Annotated in this window: 17 protein-coding genes; 5 read left to right on the top strand and 12 right to left on the bottom strand. The window is 73.3% G+C overall.

The features are described 5' to 3' along the window. The 6 genes from DLJ47_RS31650 to DLJ47_RS31675 all read right to left on the bottom strand — a co-directional run. Nucleotides 1–321 (bottom strand): gas vesicle protein GvpG (locus DLJ47_RS31650; RefSeq protein WP_109905563.1); only part of this gene is annotated, 321 nt, incomplete at its 3' end. Between the two features lie 3 nt (nucleotides 322–324). After that, the gene (locus tag DLJ47_RS31655) at nucleotides 325–1,080 is read right to left on the bottom strand and encodes a GvpL/GvpF family gas vesicle protein (protein WP_109905565.1); all 756 of its coding nucleotides are present in this window, start codon (nucleotides 1,078–1,080) and stop codon (nucleotides 325–327) included. A 1-nt stretch (nucleotide 1,081) separates the two neighbouring features. After that, nucleotides 1,082–1,504, bottom strand: coding sequence for a gas vesicle protein GvpJ (gene gvpJ, locus DLJ47_RS31660; protein ID WP_109905567.1), 423 nt, complete (start codon nucleotides 1,502–1,504; stop codon nucleotides 1,082–1,084). Then, complete coding sequence (locus tag DLJ47_RS37685; RefSeq protein ID WP_109905569.1) at nucleotides 1,501–2,796, bottom strand: SRPBCC family protein; 1,296 nt, start codon at nucleotides 2,794–2,796, stop codon at nucleotides 1,501–1,503. Before DLJ47_RS37685 ends, gvpJ begins: the two co-directional genes overlap by 4 nt. Nucleotides 2,797–2,798: 2 nt before the next feature. After that, on the bottom strand, nucleotides 2,799–3,215 hold the full coding sequence (locus DLJ47_RS31670; RefSeq protein WP_146228245.1) for a hypothetical protein: 417 nt from the start codon (nucleotides 3,213–3,215) through the stop codon (nucleotides 2,799–2,801). A gap of 276 nt (nucleotides 3,216–3,491) precedes the next feature. Next, nucleotides 3,492–4,001 (bottom strand): GNAT family N-acetyltransferase, encoded by a 510-nt coding sequence (locus DLJ47_RS31675; protein WP_109905573.1) that lies wholly within the window; start codon nucleotides 3,999–4,001, stop codon nucleotides 3,492–3,494. Nucleotides 4,002–4,208: 207 nt separating this feature from the next. On the opposite strand from DLJ47_RS31675, the gene DLJ47_RS31680 reads away from it, so the two are divergent. The 4 genes from DLJ47_RS31680 to DLJ47_RS31695 all read left to right on the top strand — a co-directional run bounded on the left by DLJ47_RS31680 (nucleotide 4,209) and on the right by DLJ47_RS31695 (nucleotide 8,332). Then, nucleotides 4,209–5,192, top strand: coding sequence for a methionine ABC transporter ATP-binding protein (locus tag DLJ47_RS31680; RefSeq protein ID WP_109905575.1), 984 nt, complete (start codon nucleotides 4,209–4,211; stop codon nucleotides 5,190–5,192). Further along, on the top strand, nucleotides 5,189–5,845 hold the full coding sequence (locus tag DLJ47_RS31685; protein ID WP_088996303.1) for a methionine ABC transporter permease: 657 nt from the start codon (nucleotides 5,189–5,191) through the stop codon (nucleotides 5,843–5,845). Before DLJ47_RS31680 ends, DLJ47_RS31685 begins: the two co-directional genes overlap by 4 nt. A gap of 134 nt (nucleotides 5,846–5,979) precedes the next feature. Beyond that, nucleotides 5,980–6,795, top strand: coding sequence for a MetQ/NlpA family ABC transporter substrate-binding protein (locus tag DLJ47_RS31690; protein ID WP_109905577.1), 816 nt, complete (start codon nucleotides 5,980–5,982; stop codon nucleotides 6,793–6,795). A 130-nt stretch (nucleotides 6,796–6,925) separates the two neighbouring features. Further along, on the top strand, nucleotides 6,926–8,332 hold the full coding sequence (locus DLJ47_RS31695) for a low temperature requirement protein A (RefSeq protein ID WP_109905579.1): 1,407 nt from the start codon (nucleotides 6,926–6,928) through the stop codon (nucleotides 8,330–8,332). 7 nt (nucleotides 8,333–8,339) lie between these two features. Here DLJ47_RS31695 and DLJ47_RS31700 read toward each other — a convergent pair whose 3' ends face one another. The 5 genes from DLJ47_RS31700 to DLJ47_RS31720 all read right to left on the bottom strand — a co-directional run bounded on the left by DLJ47_RS31700 (nucleotide 8,340) and on the right by DLJ47_RS31720 (nucleotide 11,714). Then, nucleotides 8,340–9,239, bottom strand: a complete 900-nt coding sequence (locus DLJ47_RS31700) for a hypothetical protein (RefSeq protein WP_109905581.1) — start codon at nucleotides 9,237–9,239, stop codon at nucleotides 8,340–8,342. Continuing rightward, nucleotides 9,208–9,942 carry a DUF3618 domain-containing protein gene (locus tag DLJ47_RS31705; RefSeq protein ID WP_109905589.1) on the bottom strand — a complete coding sequence of 245 codons (735 nt, stop codon included), beginning with the start codon at nucleotides 9,940–9,942 and terminating at the stop codon, nucleotides 9,208–9,210. Before DLJ47_RS31705 ends, DLJ47_RS31700 begins: the two co-directional genes overlap by 32 nt. A 22-nt stretch (nucleotides 9,943–9,964) precedes the next feature. After that, nucleotides 9,965–10,360: a phage holin family protein gene (locus DLJ47_RS31710; RefSeq protein WP_109905583.1), complete on the bottom strand. Its 396-nt coding sequence runs from the start codon at nucleotides 10,358–10,360 to the stop codon at nucleotides 9,965–9,967. Further along, nucleotides 10,357–11,061: a hypothetical protein gene (locus tag DLJ47_RS31715; protein ID WP_109905585.1), complete on the bottom strand. Its 705-nt coding sequence runs from the start codon at nucleotides 11,059–11,061 to the stop codon at nucleotides 10,357–10,359. The genes DLJ47_RS31710 and DLJ47_RS31715 overlap by 4 nt, the downstream gene beginning before the upstream one ends. A 260-nt stretch (nucleotides 11,062–11,321) precedes the next feature. After that, complete coding sequence (locus tag DLJ47_RS31720; RefSeq protein ID WP_109905587.1) at nucleotides 11,322–11,714, bottom strand: winged helix-turn-helix transcriptional regulator; 393 nt, start codon at nucleotides 11,712–11,714, stop codon at nucleotides 11,322–11,324. 114 nt (nucleotides 11,715–11,828) lie between these two features. Here DLJ47_RS31720 and DLJ47_RS31725 point away from each other — a divergent pair, with 114 nt between their 5' ends. After that, entirely contained in the window at nucleotides 11,829–12,695 is an 867-nt protein-coding gene (locus DLJ47_RS31725; protein WP_233258130.1) for an NAD(P)H-binding protein, read from the top strand. Nucleotides 12,696–12,717: 22 nt separating this feature from the next. On the opposite strand, the gene DLJ47_RS31730 is transcribed toward DLJ47_RS31725, so the two are convergent. Then, the coding region (locus DLJ47_RS31730; RefSeq protein WP_233258131.1) for a DUF3263 domain-containing protein at nucleotides 12,718–13,067 on the bottom strand (350 nt) is incomplete at its 5' end.

Raw genomic sequence — 13,067 nt, forward strand, 5'->3', positions numbered from 1 at the left:
CCCCGGGTCCTCGCCGGCGGCGCCGCGCCGGGCGGCGGGGCGGCCCCGGGCCGCGCTGCGGGTGTCCGCCTCGCGGCCCGGGGCCGGCCGCCCCCCGGCGGTGCCGGTCAGCCGATCCAGCACCTGCTGCTGCCCGCGGTCCCGCTCCTCCGGCGTGATGTCGCCGGCGGCGGCCGCCGCGTCCAGCTCCTCCAGCTCGCGCCGGATGCTGGTCGGGCTGTACTGCTGCGACTCCGCCTCCCGGGCGATCACCTTGACCACCGCGGTCAGCCCGCGCACCGGCGCGTACGGCAGGGTCAGCAGCGCCCAGAGGATGTCCACCGGTCACTCCACCAGCTGGTGCGCGCTGACGAAGTCGTACGGTGCCAGCGGACCCAGCAGCCGGGTCCGGATCAGGTCCCGGCGCTGCTCGGCGTACGCCTCGACCGCGTCCACGAACTCGTCCTCGCGGTCCCGGTCGACCAGGAACGCGGCGGCGCCCGCGTCCAGCTCGTTGCTCGGTGCCCGGGGCGCGGTGGCCACCGCGAGCCCGCCCAACTCGTCGAGGAGCTGCCGGTTCTCCGCCTCCCGGCGCAGCTCCACCGCCTGGCTGATCATCTCGCCGAGCCGGATGCGCTGCGGCCGGGTGGCCTCGGCCGGCTGCCCGCGCACCTGGTCGGCCAGCTCCGCGGCGGCCGGGTTGTCGGCCAGCACCTCACCGATCAGCGCCGGCTCCTCGTAGCGGCCGTGCACGATGTACTGGATCCGGCCCTCGAACTCGTCGAGGGCGGCGGCGAACTTGTCCTGGTGCGCCTCCAGCAGGTCGGCCACCGCGTCCGCCCCGGTCACCACCGTGCCGAACCGCACCGGCAGCACCGGCGCCACCGCCGCCGTGCCGTCCAGCAGCTCCTGGTACGCGGTCAGGTCCGCCGGGCGGCCCAGCGGACCCTCCAGCGGCACCTCGCTGACCAGCGCGGCCAGCTCGCCGTGCCGGATCGCGTCCACCTCCCCCGGCGGTTCGCCCACGCCGATCGCGTCCGCGGTCGGCTCCACGTCGCCGGGCACGATGCCGTAGATGAACAGACCAGTCTCCTCGGCCATCTCAGCGCTCCTCGTCCCGGCGCCGCCGGCGGGGGCGCTCCCGGTCCCGGTCGGTGTCCCGGTCGCCCAGCGAGTCGGCGACCGCGCCACTGATCTCCTTGGCCGCCTTGCCGAGGCCGGACATGGCCTTGCCCTTGCCGACCGCGCCGGAGGCGCCCTCGACCAGATCGGGCAGGCCCTTCTGGTTCTTCGGAGTGATGTCGAACCGGTCGACCGCCTCGGCGAAGCGCAGGTACGTTTCGACGCTGGCGATGACGATCCGGGCGTTGATCTCCAGTAGCTGGATGCCGACCACGGCGACCGACACCTGCGCGTCGATCACCACGCCCTTGTCCAGCACGGTCTCCACCACGTCGGCGAGGCTGCCGCCGCCGCGCTCCAGCGCGCCGCCGGCCTGCTCTCCACCTGTTGTCGCTACGGTCACTCGTCCCGCTCCTCCCGACGACGGCGCACCACCGGCCGGCGCGGCGCCTCCGGGGCCCGGCGTGCTGCCGGACGGCGGCGGGGCGTCTCCTCCCGCGGCTCCTCCCGACGGGCCGGCGCGCGGCGGCGCGGCTTGGGCTGTTCCTCGGGCGCCTCGTCCGGCTCACCCTCCCGGTAGGACTCGTACTCGTCGTCGTACTCGTCCTCGTACTCGTCGTACTCCTCCTCGGCGGGCGGCCGACGGCGCGCGGGCGGGCGGCGGCGGCCACGCGCGGCGGGCCGCTCCTCGCGCGGCTCCTCCTCGGCCTCCTCCGGCTCCTCCTCGGCCTCTTCCGGCTCGGGCTCGGGGCGGCCACGCCGCCCGCGCGGCTCCCGCTCGGGCCGCTCCCGCTCCTCGGGCTCGGCGCGCTCCCCACGCCGCTCCTGCTCCTCGCGCTGCGCCTGCTCCTCCCGCTGCTCCTGCTCCTCGCGGAGGGCGGTGTCGTGGTCCTTGACCACCTGGGAGTCCTGGATCTCGCCGCGCCAGCCCTGCACCGCGTCCGGGTCGAGGACGGTCTGCGTCATCACGTGCCGGACGAAGTGCTTGAGTTCCAGCCGGACCCGGCGGCCCTGGGCCCGCCACAGGTTGCCGGTGTGCTCGAAGAGGCCCTGCGGGTGGTACTCCAGCACGACCAGGATGCGGGTCAGGTCAGGCGTCAGCTCGTGAAAGCTGACGGTGCCGTCCACGGAGCCCTTCTCGCCCTTGGAACGCCAGTGGATCAACTTGTCCGGGATCTGCCGGACGATGGTGGACTCCCACGTCCGGTGCGACCAGAAGACCTGCGCCTTCCAGGTCAGCTTCTCGTCCGAGTCGGTGTCGACGTTCTCGACCTTCTTCATGAAGCTCGGGAAGTCGCCGAACTGCGTCCACTGGTTGTAGGCGACCCGGACCGGCACACCGACCTCGATGGTCTCCACGATGTTGGTGACCTTCTGCTTCTGCTTCCGGCCACCCTTGCCACCCCGGCCGATGGCCGACATCACCTTCTCCTTACCGCCGGCCAGCCCGGCATGGAACATCGCCTTCACCGGTGAGCTGCCCTCGGCCAGCTTCTGCGCACCGGTGGCGGCGGCGATCAGGCCCGGCCCGCCACCCTGCTTCGCGTACTCGCTGAGCCGGCCGGTCGCGCCGGTGATCCGCTCGGTGACAGCGGCGACCGCGCGCTCGCCGATGGCGCTCGCCAGGTCCTTGACGTCGTCGACGAGCTGGCCGCGGACCTTGCCGGCGAGGGCGCCCGGATTCGTCTCCGCCATGCTCACCGCCCCCGTCGACCGGACCCGGCGGTCTCCCGCTGCGGCCGGTCCTCGTCGTCCTCGGGCCGGTCGGCGTCGTCCGACCGGTCGCCGTCGTCGGTCTGGCCGGCGGCCCGGCGGCGCAGCGCGTCGGCCGAGCCGCGCAGCTTCCCGCTGATCGCGTCGATGCCACTGCCGGCGGCGGCGGTCGCGGCCGCCTTGCCCGCCGAGGCGAGCGGCTTACCGAGGTGGCCGAGGTTGCTCAAGTGGGGGGACGACTGCAACAGGTCGGTGGCCCGACCCAGCAGCCCGCCCGGGTCCCGGCTGGCCCGGCCGATCGCCACCGCGGCGGCCAGGGTCAGCGCGGTACGCAGCTTGCGTCGGCGACCCAGCAGGTAGCCGAAGCCGACCGCCAACCCGATTCGTGCTCCGCTGTTCATCAACTCTCCTTCACTCCCCGGCGCAGAGACACCTGATCGGCAGCGGCCGAATGAGCTACCGGGGAAACAGCGCAAGCCGGGCCGCAAAAATCAGGTGCCCCATTTAGCGGACCCGGCGGGCAGTACCCGGTGGCCAATCCGCAAAACATTCGCGACCGGTGCACCCGGTCAGCGACGGAGGCTCGGACAGCTCGATTCACCAAACCGGCATTACGGACAGAGATGCCCGGATGAACAGCGTCAACGCCAAGAAGGCAGTAAGTGACTAAAGCGGAATCAGAAAGTCGGCGGCGTCGAATCGAGGCATATCTCGGCGTGCACCCGATCGCCGTCCTCGCGCAATTTAGCGCCGCATTTCTCAAGCACCGCGATCGCCCCGGAATTGTCCCGGGTGGTCTCCGCGACGACGAGTCGCATACCGGCCGCCGCCGCCTCGTTCAGCAGTTCACGCAGCGCCGCCGCGCCCACCCCCTGGCCGCGCGCGGACCGGCCCAGCCACATCCCGGTCTCGACCGCGCCCGGCTCGTCCCGGCGGGCCATCCGGATCATGCCGACCACCTCACCGCCGACCAGGATCGCGTACATCTGGGTGCGGGTGGGGCCGGCCAGCCCGCCGAAACTGGCCCGGTGGAACTCCCGGAACGCCTCCCGGCGGGCGTGCGACCACCCCGCCGGTGCCTCCACCGGCGGCATGACGTCGCCGGGCTCCGCCTCGGCCGCCGCTACGGAGAGCAACGGCTCAAGGTTTCGCTCGTCCACCGGCTCCAGCCGGACCGTTCCCGCCACGTGCCGCAGTCTGCCGCTCCCACCGGCCCAAGTCCACCCCGTTCGGCGCCGACTGCCGGTACGTCGGAAGGTATCGGCCGGTCGGGCCGGATCGTGTTTCGCCTCACGCTCCGCTGTCAAACGCGGATCTGCGGATTAACCTACTGAGCCGGTAGACAATCCGGGAGCGACGACTCCCGCCCCGAGGCGACGAGGACGGGATCAGCTGTGATCGAGCTCGACGGGCTGCGCCGCACGTACCGCGGTCGGGGGCGGTCCGTGGTCGCGGTCGACGGTGTCAGCCTCTCGGTACGCCCCGGCGAGGTGTTCGGCGTGGTGGGGCGCAGCGGTGCCGGCAAGAGCACCCTGTTGCGCTGCGTCAACCTGCTGGAGCGTCCGGACGAGGGCACCGTCACGGTGGACGGGGTGGAGCTGACCGCGCTCGGCGGGGACGCGCTGCGCGCCGCCCGGCAGCGGATCGGCATGGTCCACCAGCACTTCGCCCTGCTCGGCTCCCGCACCGCGGCGGGCAACGTCGCCTTCGCCCTGGAGGTGATGGGTGTGCCCCGCCGGGAGCGGGCGCGGCGGGTCGCCGAACTGCTCGACCTGGTCGGGCTCACCGACCGGGCCGACGCCTACCCGGCCCAGCTCTCCGGCGGGCAGAAGCAGCGGGTCGGCATCGCCCGGGCGCTGGCCGGACGACCGAAGGTGCTGCTCTGCGACGAGGCGACCTCGGCGCTCGACCCGGAGACCACCCGCTCGATCCTCGGCCTGCTCCGCGACCTCAACCGGCGGCTCGGGCTGACCATCCTGCTGATCACCCACGAGATGGACGTGGTCAAGCGGCTCTGCGACTCGGCGGCGGTGATGCGCGACGGCCGGTTCACCGAGTCCGGTCGGGTCACCGAACTGATCGCCCGGCCCGGCTCGGAACTCGCGGCCGAGGTCTTCCCGCTCGGGACGCCCCCGGCGCTGCCCGGCAGCACGGTCGTCGACGTCACGGTGGCCGGCCCGGACGCGGACATCACCTTCGTCGCCGAGCTGACCCGCCGCTTCGACCTCGACGCCCGGATCCTCGGCGGCACCGTCGAGCAGCTCGCCGGCGGACGCGCCGGCCGGCTGCGGCTGGCCCTGCCCGGCGACGCCGAGCGGACCGCCCCGGCGGTGGCCCACCTGCGCGCCGCCGGGCTCGCCGTGGAGGTGGCCGCGTGATCGCCGACGACCTCGTGCCGCTGCTGACCCAGGGGCTGCGCGAGACCGCCTACATGGTCGCCGTGGCGGCGCTGCTCTCGGCGCTGGGCGGGCTGCTGGTCGGCGTCCTGCTGGTACTCACCGGACGCGACGGCCTGCTGCCCGCGCGGCCGGTGAACGCGCTGCTCGGGCTGGTCGTCAACGTCGGCCGCTCGCTGCCCTTCATCATCCTGCTGGTGGCGATCATCCCGGTCACCCGGGCGGTGGTCGGCACCACCATCGGCACCACCGCCGCCATCGTCCCGCTCACGGTCAGCGCGATCCCGTTCTACGCCCGGATCGTGGAGACCGCGCTGCGGGAGGTCGACCGGGACGTCATCGCGGCGGCCCGGGCGATGGGCGCGAACCGCCGGCAGATCGTCGGCAAGGTGCTGCTCCGCGAGGCCCGACCCGGCCTGGTCGCCGGCTTCACGCTCACCGTGGTGGCGCTGATCGGCTACTCGGCGATGGCCGGGGTGATCGGCGGCGGGGGCCTCGGCGACCTGGCCCTGCGCTACGGCTACCAGCGGTTCGAGAACGACGTCATGATCGCCACCGTGGTGCTGCTGGTCGCCTTCGTCCAGCTGGTCCAGGTGGTCGGCGACGTGATCACCCGAAGACTCTCCCACCGGTGACCCCGGACGAGTGAACTCCGGCGCAGGCCCACCCGGCCGGCCGGAACCGGCCCGCGCCCACCGGTGCGGCCGACCCGACCACCCGGCGCCGCCCTCGACGGGCGGGCTGGTCAGATCCGAAGAAAGGCAAAACCGTGCGACGCATCACCGCAACCCTCGCCGCGGCCGCGCTCGCCCTGGGCCTCGCCGCGTGCGGGGCCGACGGCGGCGACGCGAGCGACCCGAACGCAGCGCTGAAGGTCGGCGTCAGCCCCGTACCGCACGGGGAGATCCTCACCTACATCAAGGACAACCTCGCCGAGCAGGCCGGGCTGAAGCTGGAGATCGTCGAGTTCACCGACTACGTCCAGCCGAACCGCGCGCTCCAGGAGAAGCAGCTCGACGCCAACTACTTCCAGACGGTGCCCTACCTGGAGACCGAGGAGAAGTCCAAGGGCTACGCGTTCACCGCGCTGAAGCCGGTGCACATCGAGCCGCTGGGCCTCTACTCGAAGAAGGTGGACAGCCTCGCCAACCTGCCGACCGGGGCGGTGGTGGCGATCCCCAACGACCCGACCAACTCGGGCCGGGCGCTCAACCTGCTCGCCCAGCACGGCCTGATCACGCTGAAGGACGGCGCCGGGGTCGCCGCCACCCAGCGGGACATCGCCGACAACCCGAAGCGGCTGGAGTTCAAGGAGCTGGAGGCGGCCCAGCTGCCGCGCAGCCTGGACGACACCGACGCCTCGGTGATCAACGGCAACTACGCGATCGAGAGCGGCCTGAAGCCGGCCACCGACGCGCTCGCGCTGGAGAAGGCCGAGAACAACCCGAACGCGAACCTGGTGGTGGTCCGCGACGGCGACGAGGACGACCCGCGGGTGGTCAAGCTGGAGCAGCTGCTGCACTCCGCCGAGGTGAAGGCGTTCATCGCGGAGAAGTACCAGGGCTCGGTGCTGGCCGCGTACTGAGCCGGGCGATCGTCGAGCCCGGCCCCGTCCAGCGGGGCCGGGCTCGCGCCGTACCCGGGCGATCCACTTGACCTGAGGATTCTTCGGATTTGTCCCGGTGACCGGCGGCTGTCGCTGCGAGACTTGGTCGGTGAGCACCGACCAGCAGCTGGTGGGCACGCATCGGCTGCAACCGGCCGCCCCCGGCGCCAAGGTCACCCGGTTGGAGCTCTTCTACGACCTCGTCTTCGTCTTCGCGTTCATCAACGTCACCAACGCCTCCGCCAAGACCCTCGGCCAGGGCGGTCTGGTCGGCGGCATCCTGGTGCTCGCGCTGCTCTGGTTCGCCTGGACCAGCTTCGCCACCCTGGGCAACGCGGTCCGCGCCGACCGGGGCGTCATGCCCCTGTTCGGCTTCGCCACCATGGCGGCGATCTTCGTGGCCTCGCTGTCGGTGCCGGAGGCGTTCAGCGACGACCCGCCCGGGCTCCCCGGCGACCTGGTCTTCGCGGCCTGCTACCTGGTGGTCCGCGACCTCCAGGTGCTGGCCTTCTGGTACGCCGTCCGCAACGACCCGAAGCTGCGGCCGCGTTGGCGGCGGCTGGCCGGGCCGCCGTTCATCACCGTGACGCTGCTGCTGGTCGCCGCGCTGGTGCCGCAGCGGCTCTTCGACGGCACCGCCGAACTCGCCGTCCGGGTCGCGCTCTGGGTGCTCGCGATCGCCGTCGCGTACGTGATGGGCCAGCGCACCCGGACCGAGGGCCTGACCATCGTCTCGGCCGGGCACTGGGCGGAACGGCACGCCCAGATCATCCTGATCGCGCTCGGCGAGTCGATCATCTCGCTCGGCGTGGGCCCCGGCCTGTCGGCCGGCCTGCCGCTCACCTGGCCGGTGATCTGGGCGGCGACCCTCGGCATCGCGGTGATCGCCGCCCTGTGGTGGGTGTATTTCGACAGTCGGGCGATCGCCGGTGAACGGGCAATGCACCGCGTCCACGGACGGGCCCGGATAGCCCTGGCCCGCGACGCGTACAGCTACCTGCACCTGCCGATGATTCTCGGGATCATCCTGTTCTCCCTCGGCCTGAAACGGACACTGGCCGCGATCGCCGAAAGCGCGAGCGCCGGCCTGCGGGAGCGGGTCGACGCTGTCGACGTCCTCCTACTGCACGGCGGCGTGATCGTCTACCTGCTGGCGGTGCTCGGCTTCCAACGCCGCACCCTGCACTGGATGAGCCGGTTCCAGGTGGTCTCGCTGGTGGTGCTGGCGGCGCTGGTCCCGGTCGGCGCCGCGCTCGCGCCGTTCGGGGCGCTGGCGCTGCTGGTGGTGGCGATCGTGCTCGTCGCGGCCGTGGACACCCTCCGCATGCGGCAGCACCGGCAGCGGCTGCGGGAGGAGAAGTTCGAGGAGGAACGGGCCCTCGAGGCCGAGGAGACCGAACTGCGCCGCCGGCGGCTGGCGGCGGCCGGCCCGGACAGCCGCCGCGGCGACCACGATCAGGCCGCCGCGCACCCGCCGGGCCACAACCGCCCGGCGGACGGCGACGCCGCCCGGTGACCCACGGTCAGGAAGCCTCGGTGTCGAACTCGCAGAGCACCACCGAGGCGTCGTCGGCCGGCTTGTGCCGGCGCAACCGGTCCGGGTGGTCGCGCTCGGCCGCCCGCACCCGGTCGAGCAGCCCGCCCGGACCCTCGGCGGTCACCACGTCCAGCAGCCCCGCCCAGTCGAGCAGCCCGAACTGCTCCACCACCGCCGAGGCGCCGTCGCTGAGCAGCACCGCCCGGCGTACCGCGCCGGGGCCGCGCAGCGGCAGCGTGCCGGCCACCGCGTGGAACGCGGCGTCCGGGTCGGCGGCGGCCACCCAGTAGCCGTGGGTGCGGTTCATCCGCTCCCGCTGCACCGCGACGGCCTGCCGGAACCGGGTGGTCCGGTCGGCCGGGCCGGCCGGCATCGCGGCCACGGTCTCGCGCAGCTCGCCCATCGCGACGTCCAGCCGCTCGTCGGAGACCACACTCACCTGCCCGCCGGCGTCGAGCACCAGCGGGCTGTCACAGAGCACCAGGTAGTCGACGTGGTGGCCACCGTCGCGCAGCAGGCAGACGGTGCTGGACGGGGTGCCCGGATGGTCCAGGTCGCACAGGTCGCCGTGGTCGGACCGGACGGCCAGGATCGCCGCCGCGAGGTTGCTCATCAGGGTGGCCGTCGGCCGGGCCGCCTCGGCCAGCCCGAGCCGGGCGGCCAGATGCTGGACGTACCAGGACGGTCCGTGCACGCAGCCGGTGTCGAAGCCCTCCGGCACGGTCGCGCCGTCCAGCACCCCGACCAGCGGCCCGAACCGGAAGACCAGGTCCTCGTTGAGCGCACGGCCGGGGGGCGGCGCGGACGCGGAGCTTACCCGCATCGTCCGCGCCGCCCCCACGACCCGGGTGGCCTCAGCGGCGGCGGAGGTCGTCGGCTGCCTCATGCGCCTGCTCCCGCATCTGGTGGGCGGCCGACCGGCCCTCGTGCGCCACCGACGACGCGCCGTGCATCGCTGTCGAGCCCACCGACGACGCGCCGTGCATCGCGGTCGAGCCCACCGACGACGCGGCGTGCCGCACCGGCTCACGCATGCTGTCGCGCATGCCGTCGCGAACCTGGTGACCCATCTGACTGGCCTGCTGACGCAGCATGTCCGAGTGCTCGCTGACCTTGCCACGGGCCTGCCCGGCCCACTGCCGCTCGGGGCGGCTGGGCGGGATCAGGGACGACACCAGCAGCCCGGCGCCGAAGGCGATCAGGCCGGCGGCCAGTGGATTGCCCTGCGCCTGCTCGCGGGACTGCTGCCCGAGATGGCGGGCCGAATCGGCCGCGTGCGACATCTGCTCGCGCGACTGCTGCCCGAACTGACGGGCCGAACCCGCCGCGTGCGACATCTGCTCACGCGACTGCTGCCCGAACTGACGGGCCGCGCCCGTGGCCTGGGACATCCGCTGGCTGGCGCCGTGCCCGTCCGACTGTGCACCCATCACCTTCTCCTTCACCCTGGTCAGCGCGCCACGGGCCTGCCCGACACGCTCACCGGCCATTCGTCGCGGGTTGACCCGGTCGGCCAACGCGTCGATGTCACTGCTCAACTCGTTCCGGGTGTTCTCGATCTCCCACCGGATCCGGTCCGGATCGGACATCGTCTGCTCCCTCCCGGTCGGTTCACCGGCCACGTATCGCGTTCGGCAACTGCCGTGCGGTCTCCTGCGTACGGGGTAGCACGCCGCGCATCTCGCGCAGCCTGGCGCGCGCGTTGGCGAGCAGGACACCCCCGATCACGGCCCAGGCGATCGCCACGAGCAGCGCGGCCCAGCCCTGGTCCATCACGTTGGACAAGCCCCACCACACCGCGTACGACACGAACAGCACGGCCAGGAAGCCGGCCAGACCGGCGCCGCCGAACAGTCCACCGGCCTTGCCGGCCTGGCTCGCCTCCTCGCGGAGCTCCGCCTTGGCCAGCTCGATCTCCTTACGCATCAGCGTGGAGAAGTCCCGGGTCACGTCGCCGAACAGTTCGCCGACGGACGCCTGGGTCCGCTCCTTCTCGGGGGCGCTCATGGCGCCACCCCGCCGGGAATCTCGCCCTCCGGCCGGCCCGGCGGCGTCGAGCTGCGCACCCGGGACGCACCCACGTAGGGCGACTCGGCCTCGTACGGCGCGGTGACCGTCCGCTCGTAGGGCCGCTGTCCGGCCGGCATCTCACCGGGCTGGACACCGGCGGCACCCGGGTGCGGCGCTTCGCTCGGCGCGCCCCGGCCGTCGCCGCCCCCGGTCAGGCTCCGCGTGAGCCGCCCGAACAGCAGACCGGCCACCGCCGCGCCGGCCAGGAAGGTGCCCGGATGCCGGCGCGCGTACGCGCGCACGTCGTCCATCATCGCCGCCGGCTCGTTGTGCTCGATCCAGCCGGCCGCCTGCTCGGCGGCGTGGGCTGCCCGACGGACCGCCTGGGCGGCGATCCCGGAGTCCTGGCTGCATTCCGCCATCGAACTGAGTTCGCGGCCGAACCCGCGCAGGCCGTCCGCGGCCCGCTGCTTCTGCGCATGGGCCTGGCCGCGCAACTGGGTGTTGGCCTCGCCGGTCAGGTTCCGCATCTGCTGCCGGGCCTCGTGGGCGACGTGGCCGCCCTGCTCGGCCGCGGCGTGCGCCATCTGCCCGCCGGCCTGGGTCGCCTGGTGCCCGACCCGCGACGCCTGCTGCCGGGCCTGCTGCCCGGCGCCGGTAGCACCGTCCGGTGGCCGGCTCGGGTTGATCCCCGTCATTAGCCCGCTCCCTCCGTCGGCCCCGGGGCAGCGGTCGCGCCCCGGAACGTGGACCGGCCGCGAGACTCGCGGCCCGGAACGCCATCCGCCTACCCGCACGGCTCGCCGGCATTCCGTCCCGGGCATCGGGGCAGGTTCGAAATCCGGACCGACGGTCGGTGCGCGGGGCGGACGGCTCGGCGGGTGCGACGGCGGTCGACCAGGACGGCCGGGCACGTGCCGATCAGGTCGGCACGATCCGCCGGCCGCGGACCGGGAACTTACCGCTGCGTCGTGTCGTAGGCGCGCCGTGCGCGTTCCACGTCGTCGAGGTGACTGGTGGCCCATTCGGCCAGGTGGGCGAAGAGCGGGGCGAGGCTGCGACCGAGGTCACTGATCTCGTACTCGACCCGGGGCGGAACCTCCGGGTGGTAGGTGCGCACGACGAGCCCGTCGCGTTCGAGCTGCCGCAGTCGCTGGGTCAGCACCTTCGGCGTGATGCTGGTGATCCGCCGCTGCAACTCGACGAAACGTTGCCGCCCCTGGTAGTTGAGCGTCCACAGGATCGGTGTCGTCCACCGGCTGAAGACGATGTCCACGACCGGGGCGACGGGACAGGCCTGCTCGGGGTCGGCCGACGCCGAGGGCGCCCAGGTGGCTCGGTCGCTCTGCACTGGCCCTCCACATAGTCACTTTCCTGTAGGTACCTACTATACCGACGGTGTTAGCTTCTCCGGGTCGCGCCGAGGAGACCGGACCGGCGCGGATCGCACCCAGCAACGGCATGGGTGGCAATCGACGCAGAGGAGCCGATGATGATCGTGGTGACGGGGGCGACCGGCAACGTCGGCCGCGTACTCGTGGAAGTACTGACCAGCGCCGGTGAGCAGGTGACCGCGGTGTCCCGAGGAACGTCGCCGGTGCCCATCCCGGACGGAGCGCGGCACCACCGGGCCGATCTGGCCGAACCGGAGACCCTGCGCCCCGCGGTGGACGGAGCCCGGGCACTGTTCCTGCTGGTCGCCGGCGCCGGCGCCGAGCTGGACCCCGACGACATCCTCGACGTCGCGAAGACCGGTGGGGTCGAGCACATCGTCCTGCTGTCCTCGCAGGCCGCCGGGACGCGCCCCCGGTCCGTCTCGCACGCGCCGCTGCGCGGCATCGAGGAGGTCGTCCAACGATCCGGCCTGTCCTGGACCATCCTGCGGCCGGGCGGCTTCGCTTCCAACGCGTACGCCTGGGCGGATTCGGTGCGGACCCGACGCACGGTGGCGGCGCCCTTCGGCGACGTCGGCCTGCCGGTCGTCGACCCGGCCGACATCGCGGAGGTCGCCGCCACGGTCCTGCGGCAGGAGCGGCACGGCGGCCAGATCTACGAGCTGACCGGGCCGGCCCTGACCACGCCGCGGCAGCGGGTCCGGGACATCGCCGAGGCGCTGGGGCAGCCGGTCCGGTTCGTCGAACAGACGCCGGCGGAGGCGCGCGCGCAGCTGCTGGGGTTCATGCCCGAGCCCGTGGTCGACGGGACCCTGGCGATCCTCGGCGAGCCGACCCCGGCGGAGCAGCGGATCAGCCCGGACACGGAGCGGATCCTGGGCCGCGCCCCGCGTACCTTCGCCGACTGGGTCCGGCGCCACCTGCACGCGTTCCGGTAGGCGTGGGGGCGGGGCGACGCGGTCAGCGGCGGCGGTTGCGGGACCGGGAGGAGCGCAACCGGCGCAACCGTCCGATCAGCACCGGCTCGGCGGCCAGCGCGGCCGGGTGGTCGAGCAGCGCGTTCAGCAACTGGTAGTAGCGGGTGGCGGAGAGGCCGAAGGTGTCCCGGATGGCCTGTTCCTTGGCACCGGCGTGCCGCCACCACTGCTGTTCGAAGGCGATGATCGCGCGTTCCCGCTCGGTGAGCGCGGCGGCCGGGCCGGGCGGGTCACCGGCGGCGGGCACCGCCGCGTCGGCCGGGCCGGGCGGGTCGGTGGCGCCGCCGGCCAGGGCCTCCGGACCGGGCGTCGCGTCCGCCGCCGCGGCGCGAC

Source organism: Micromonospora sp. S4605, from assembly GCF_003176715.1.
Lineage (GTDB): Bacteria > Actinomycetota > Actinomycetes > Mycobacteriales > Micromonosporaceae > Micromonospora > Micromonospora echinaurantiaca.

Bases quoted from the DNA above. Each gene is read 5' to 3' on its own strand.
- DLJ47_RS31655 (WP_109905565.1), bottom strand. From the start codon at position 1,080: ATGGCCGAGGAGACTGGTCTGTTCATCTACGGCATCGTGCCCGGCGAC.
- DLJ47_RS37685 (WP_109905569.1), bottom strand. From the start codon at position 2,796: ATGGCGGAGACGAATCCGGGCGCCCTCGCCGGCAAGGTCCGCGGCCAG.
- DLJ47_RS31670 (WP_146228245.1), bottom strand. From the start codon at position 3,215: ATGAACAGCGGAGCACGAATCGGGTTGGCGGTCGGCTTCGGCTACCTG.
- DLJ47_RS31700 (WP_109905581.1), bottom strand. From the start codon at position 9,239: ATGAGGCAGCCGACGACCTCCGCCGCCGCTGAGGCCACCCGGGTCGTG.
- DLJ47_RS31705 (WP_109905589.1), bottom strand. From the start codon at position 9,942: ATGTCCGATCCGGACCGGATCCGGTGGGAGATCGAGAACACCCGGAAC.
- DLJ47_RS31710 (WP_109905583.1), bottom strand. From the start codon at position 10,360: ATGAGCGCCCCCGAGAAGGAGCGGACCCAGGCGTCCGTCGGCGAACTG.
- DLJ47_RS31715 (WP_109905585.1), bottom strand. From the start codon at position 11,061: ATGACGGGGATCAACCCGAGCCGGCCACCGGACGGTGCTACCGGCGCC.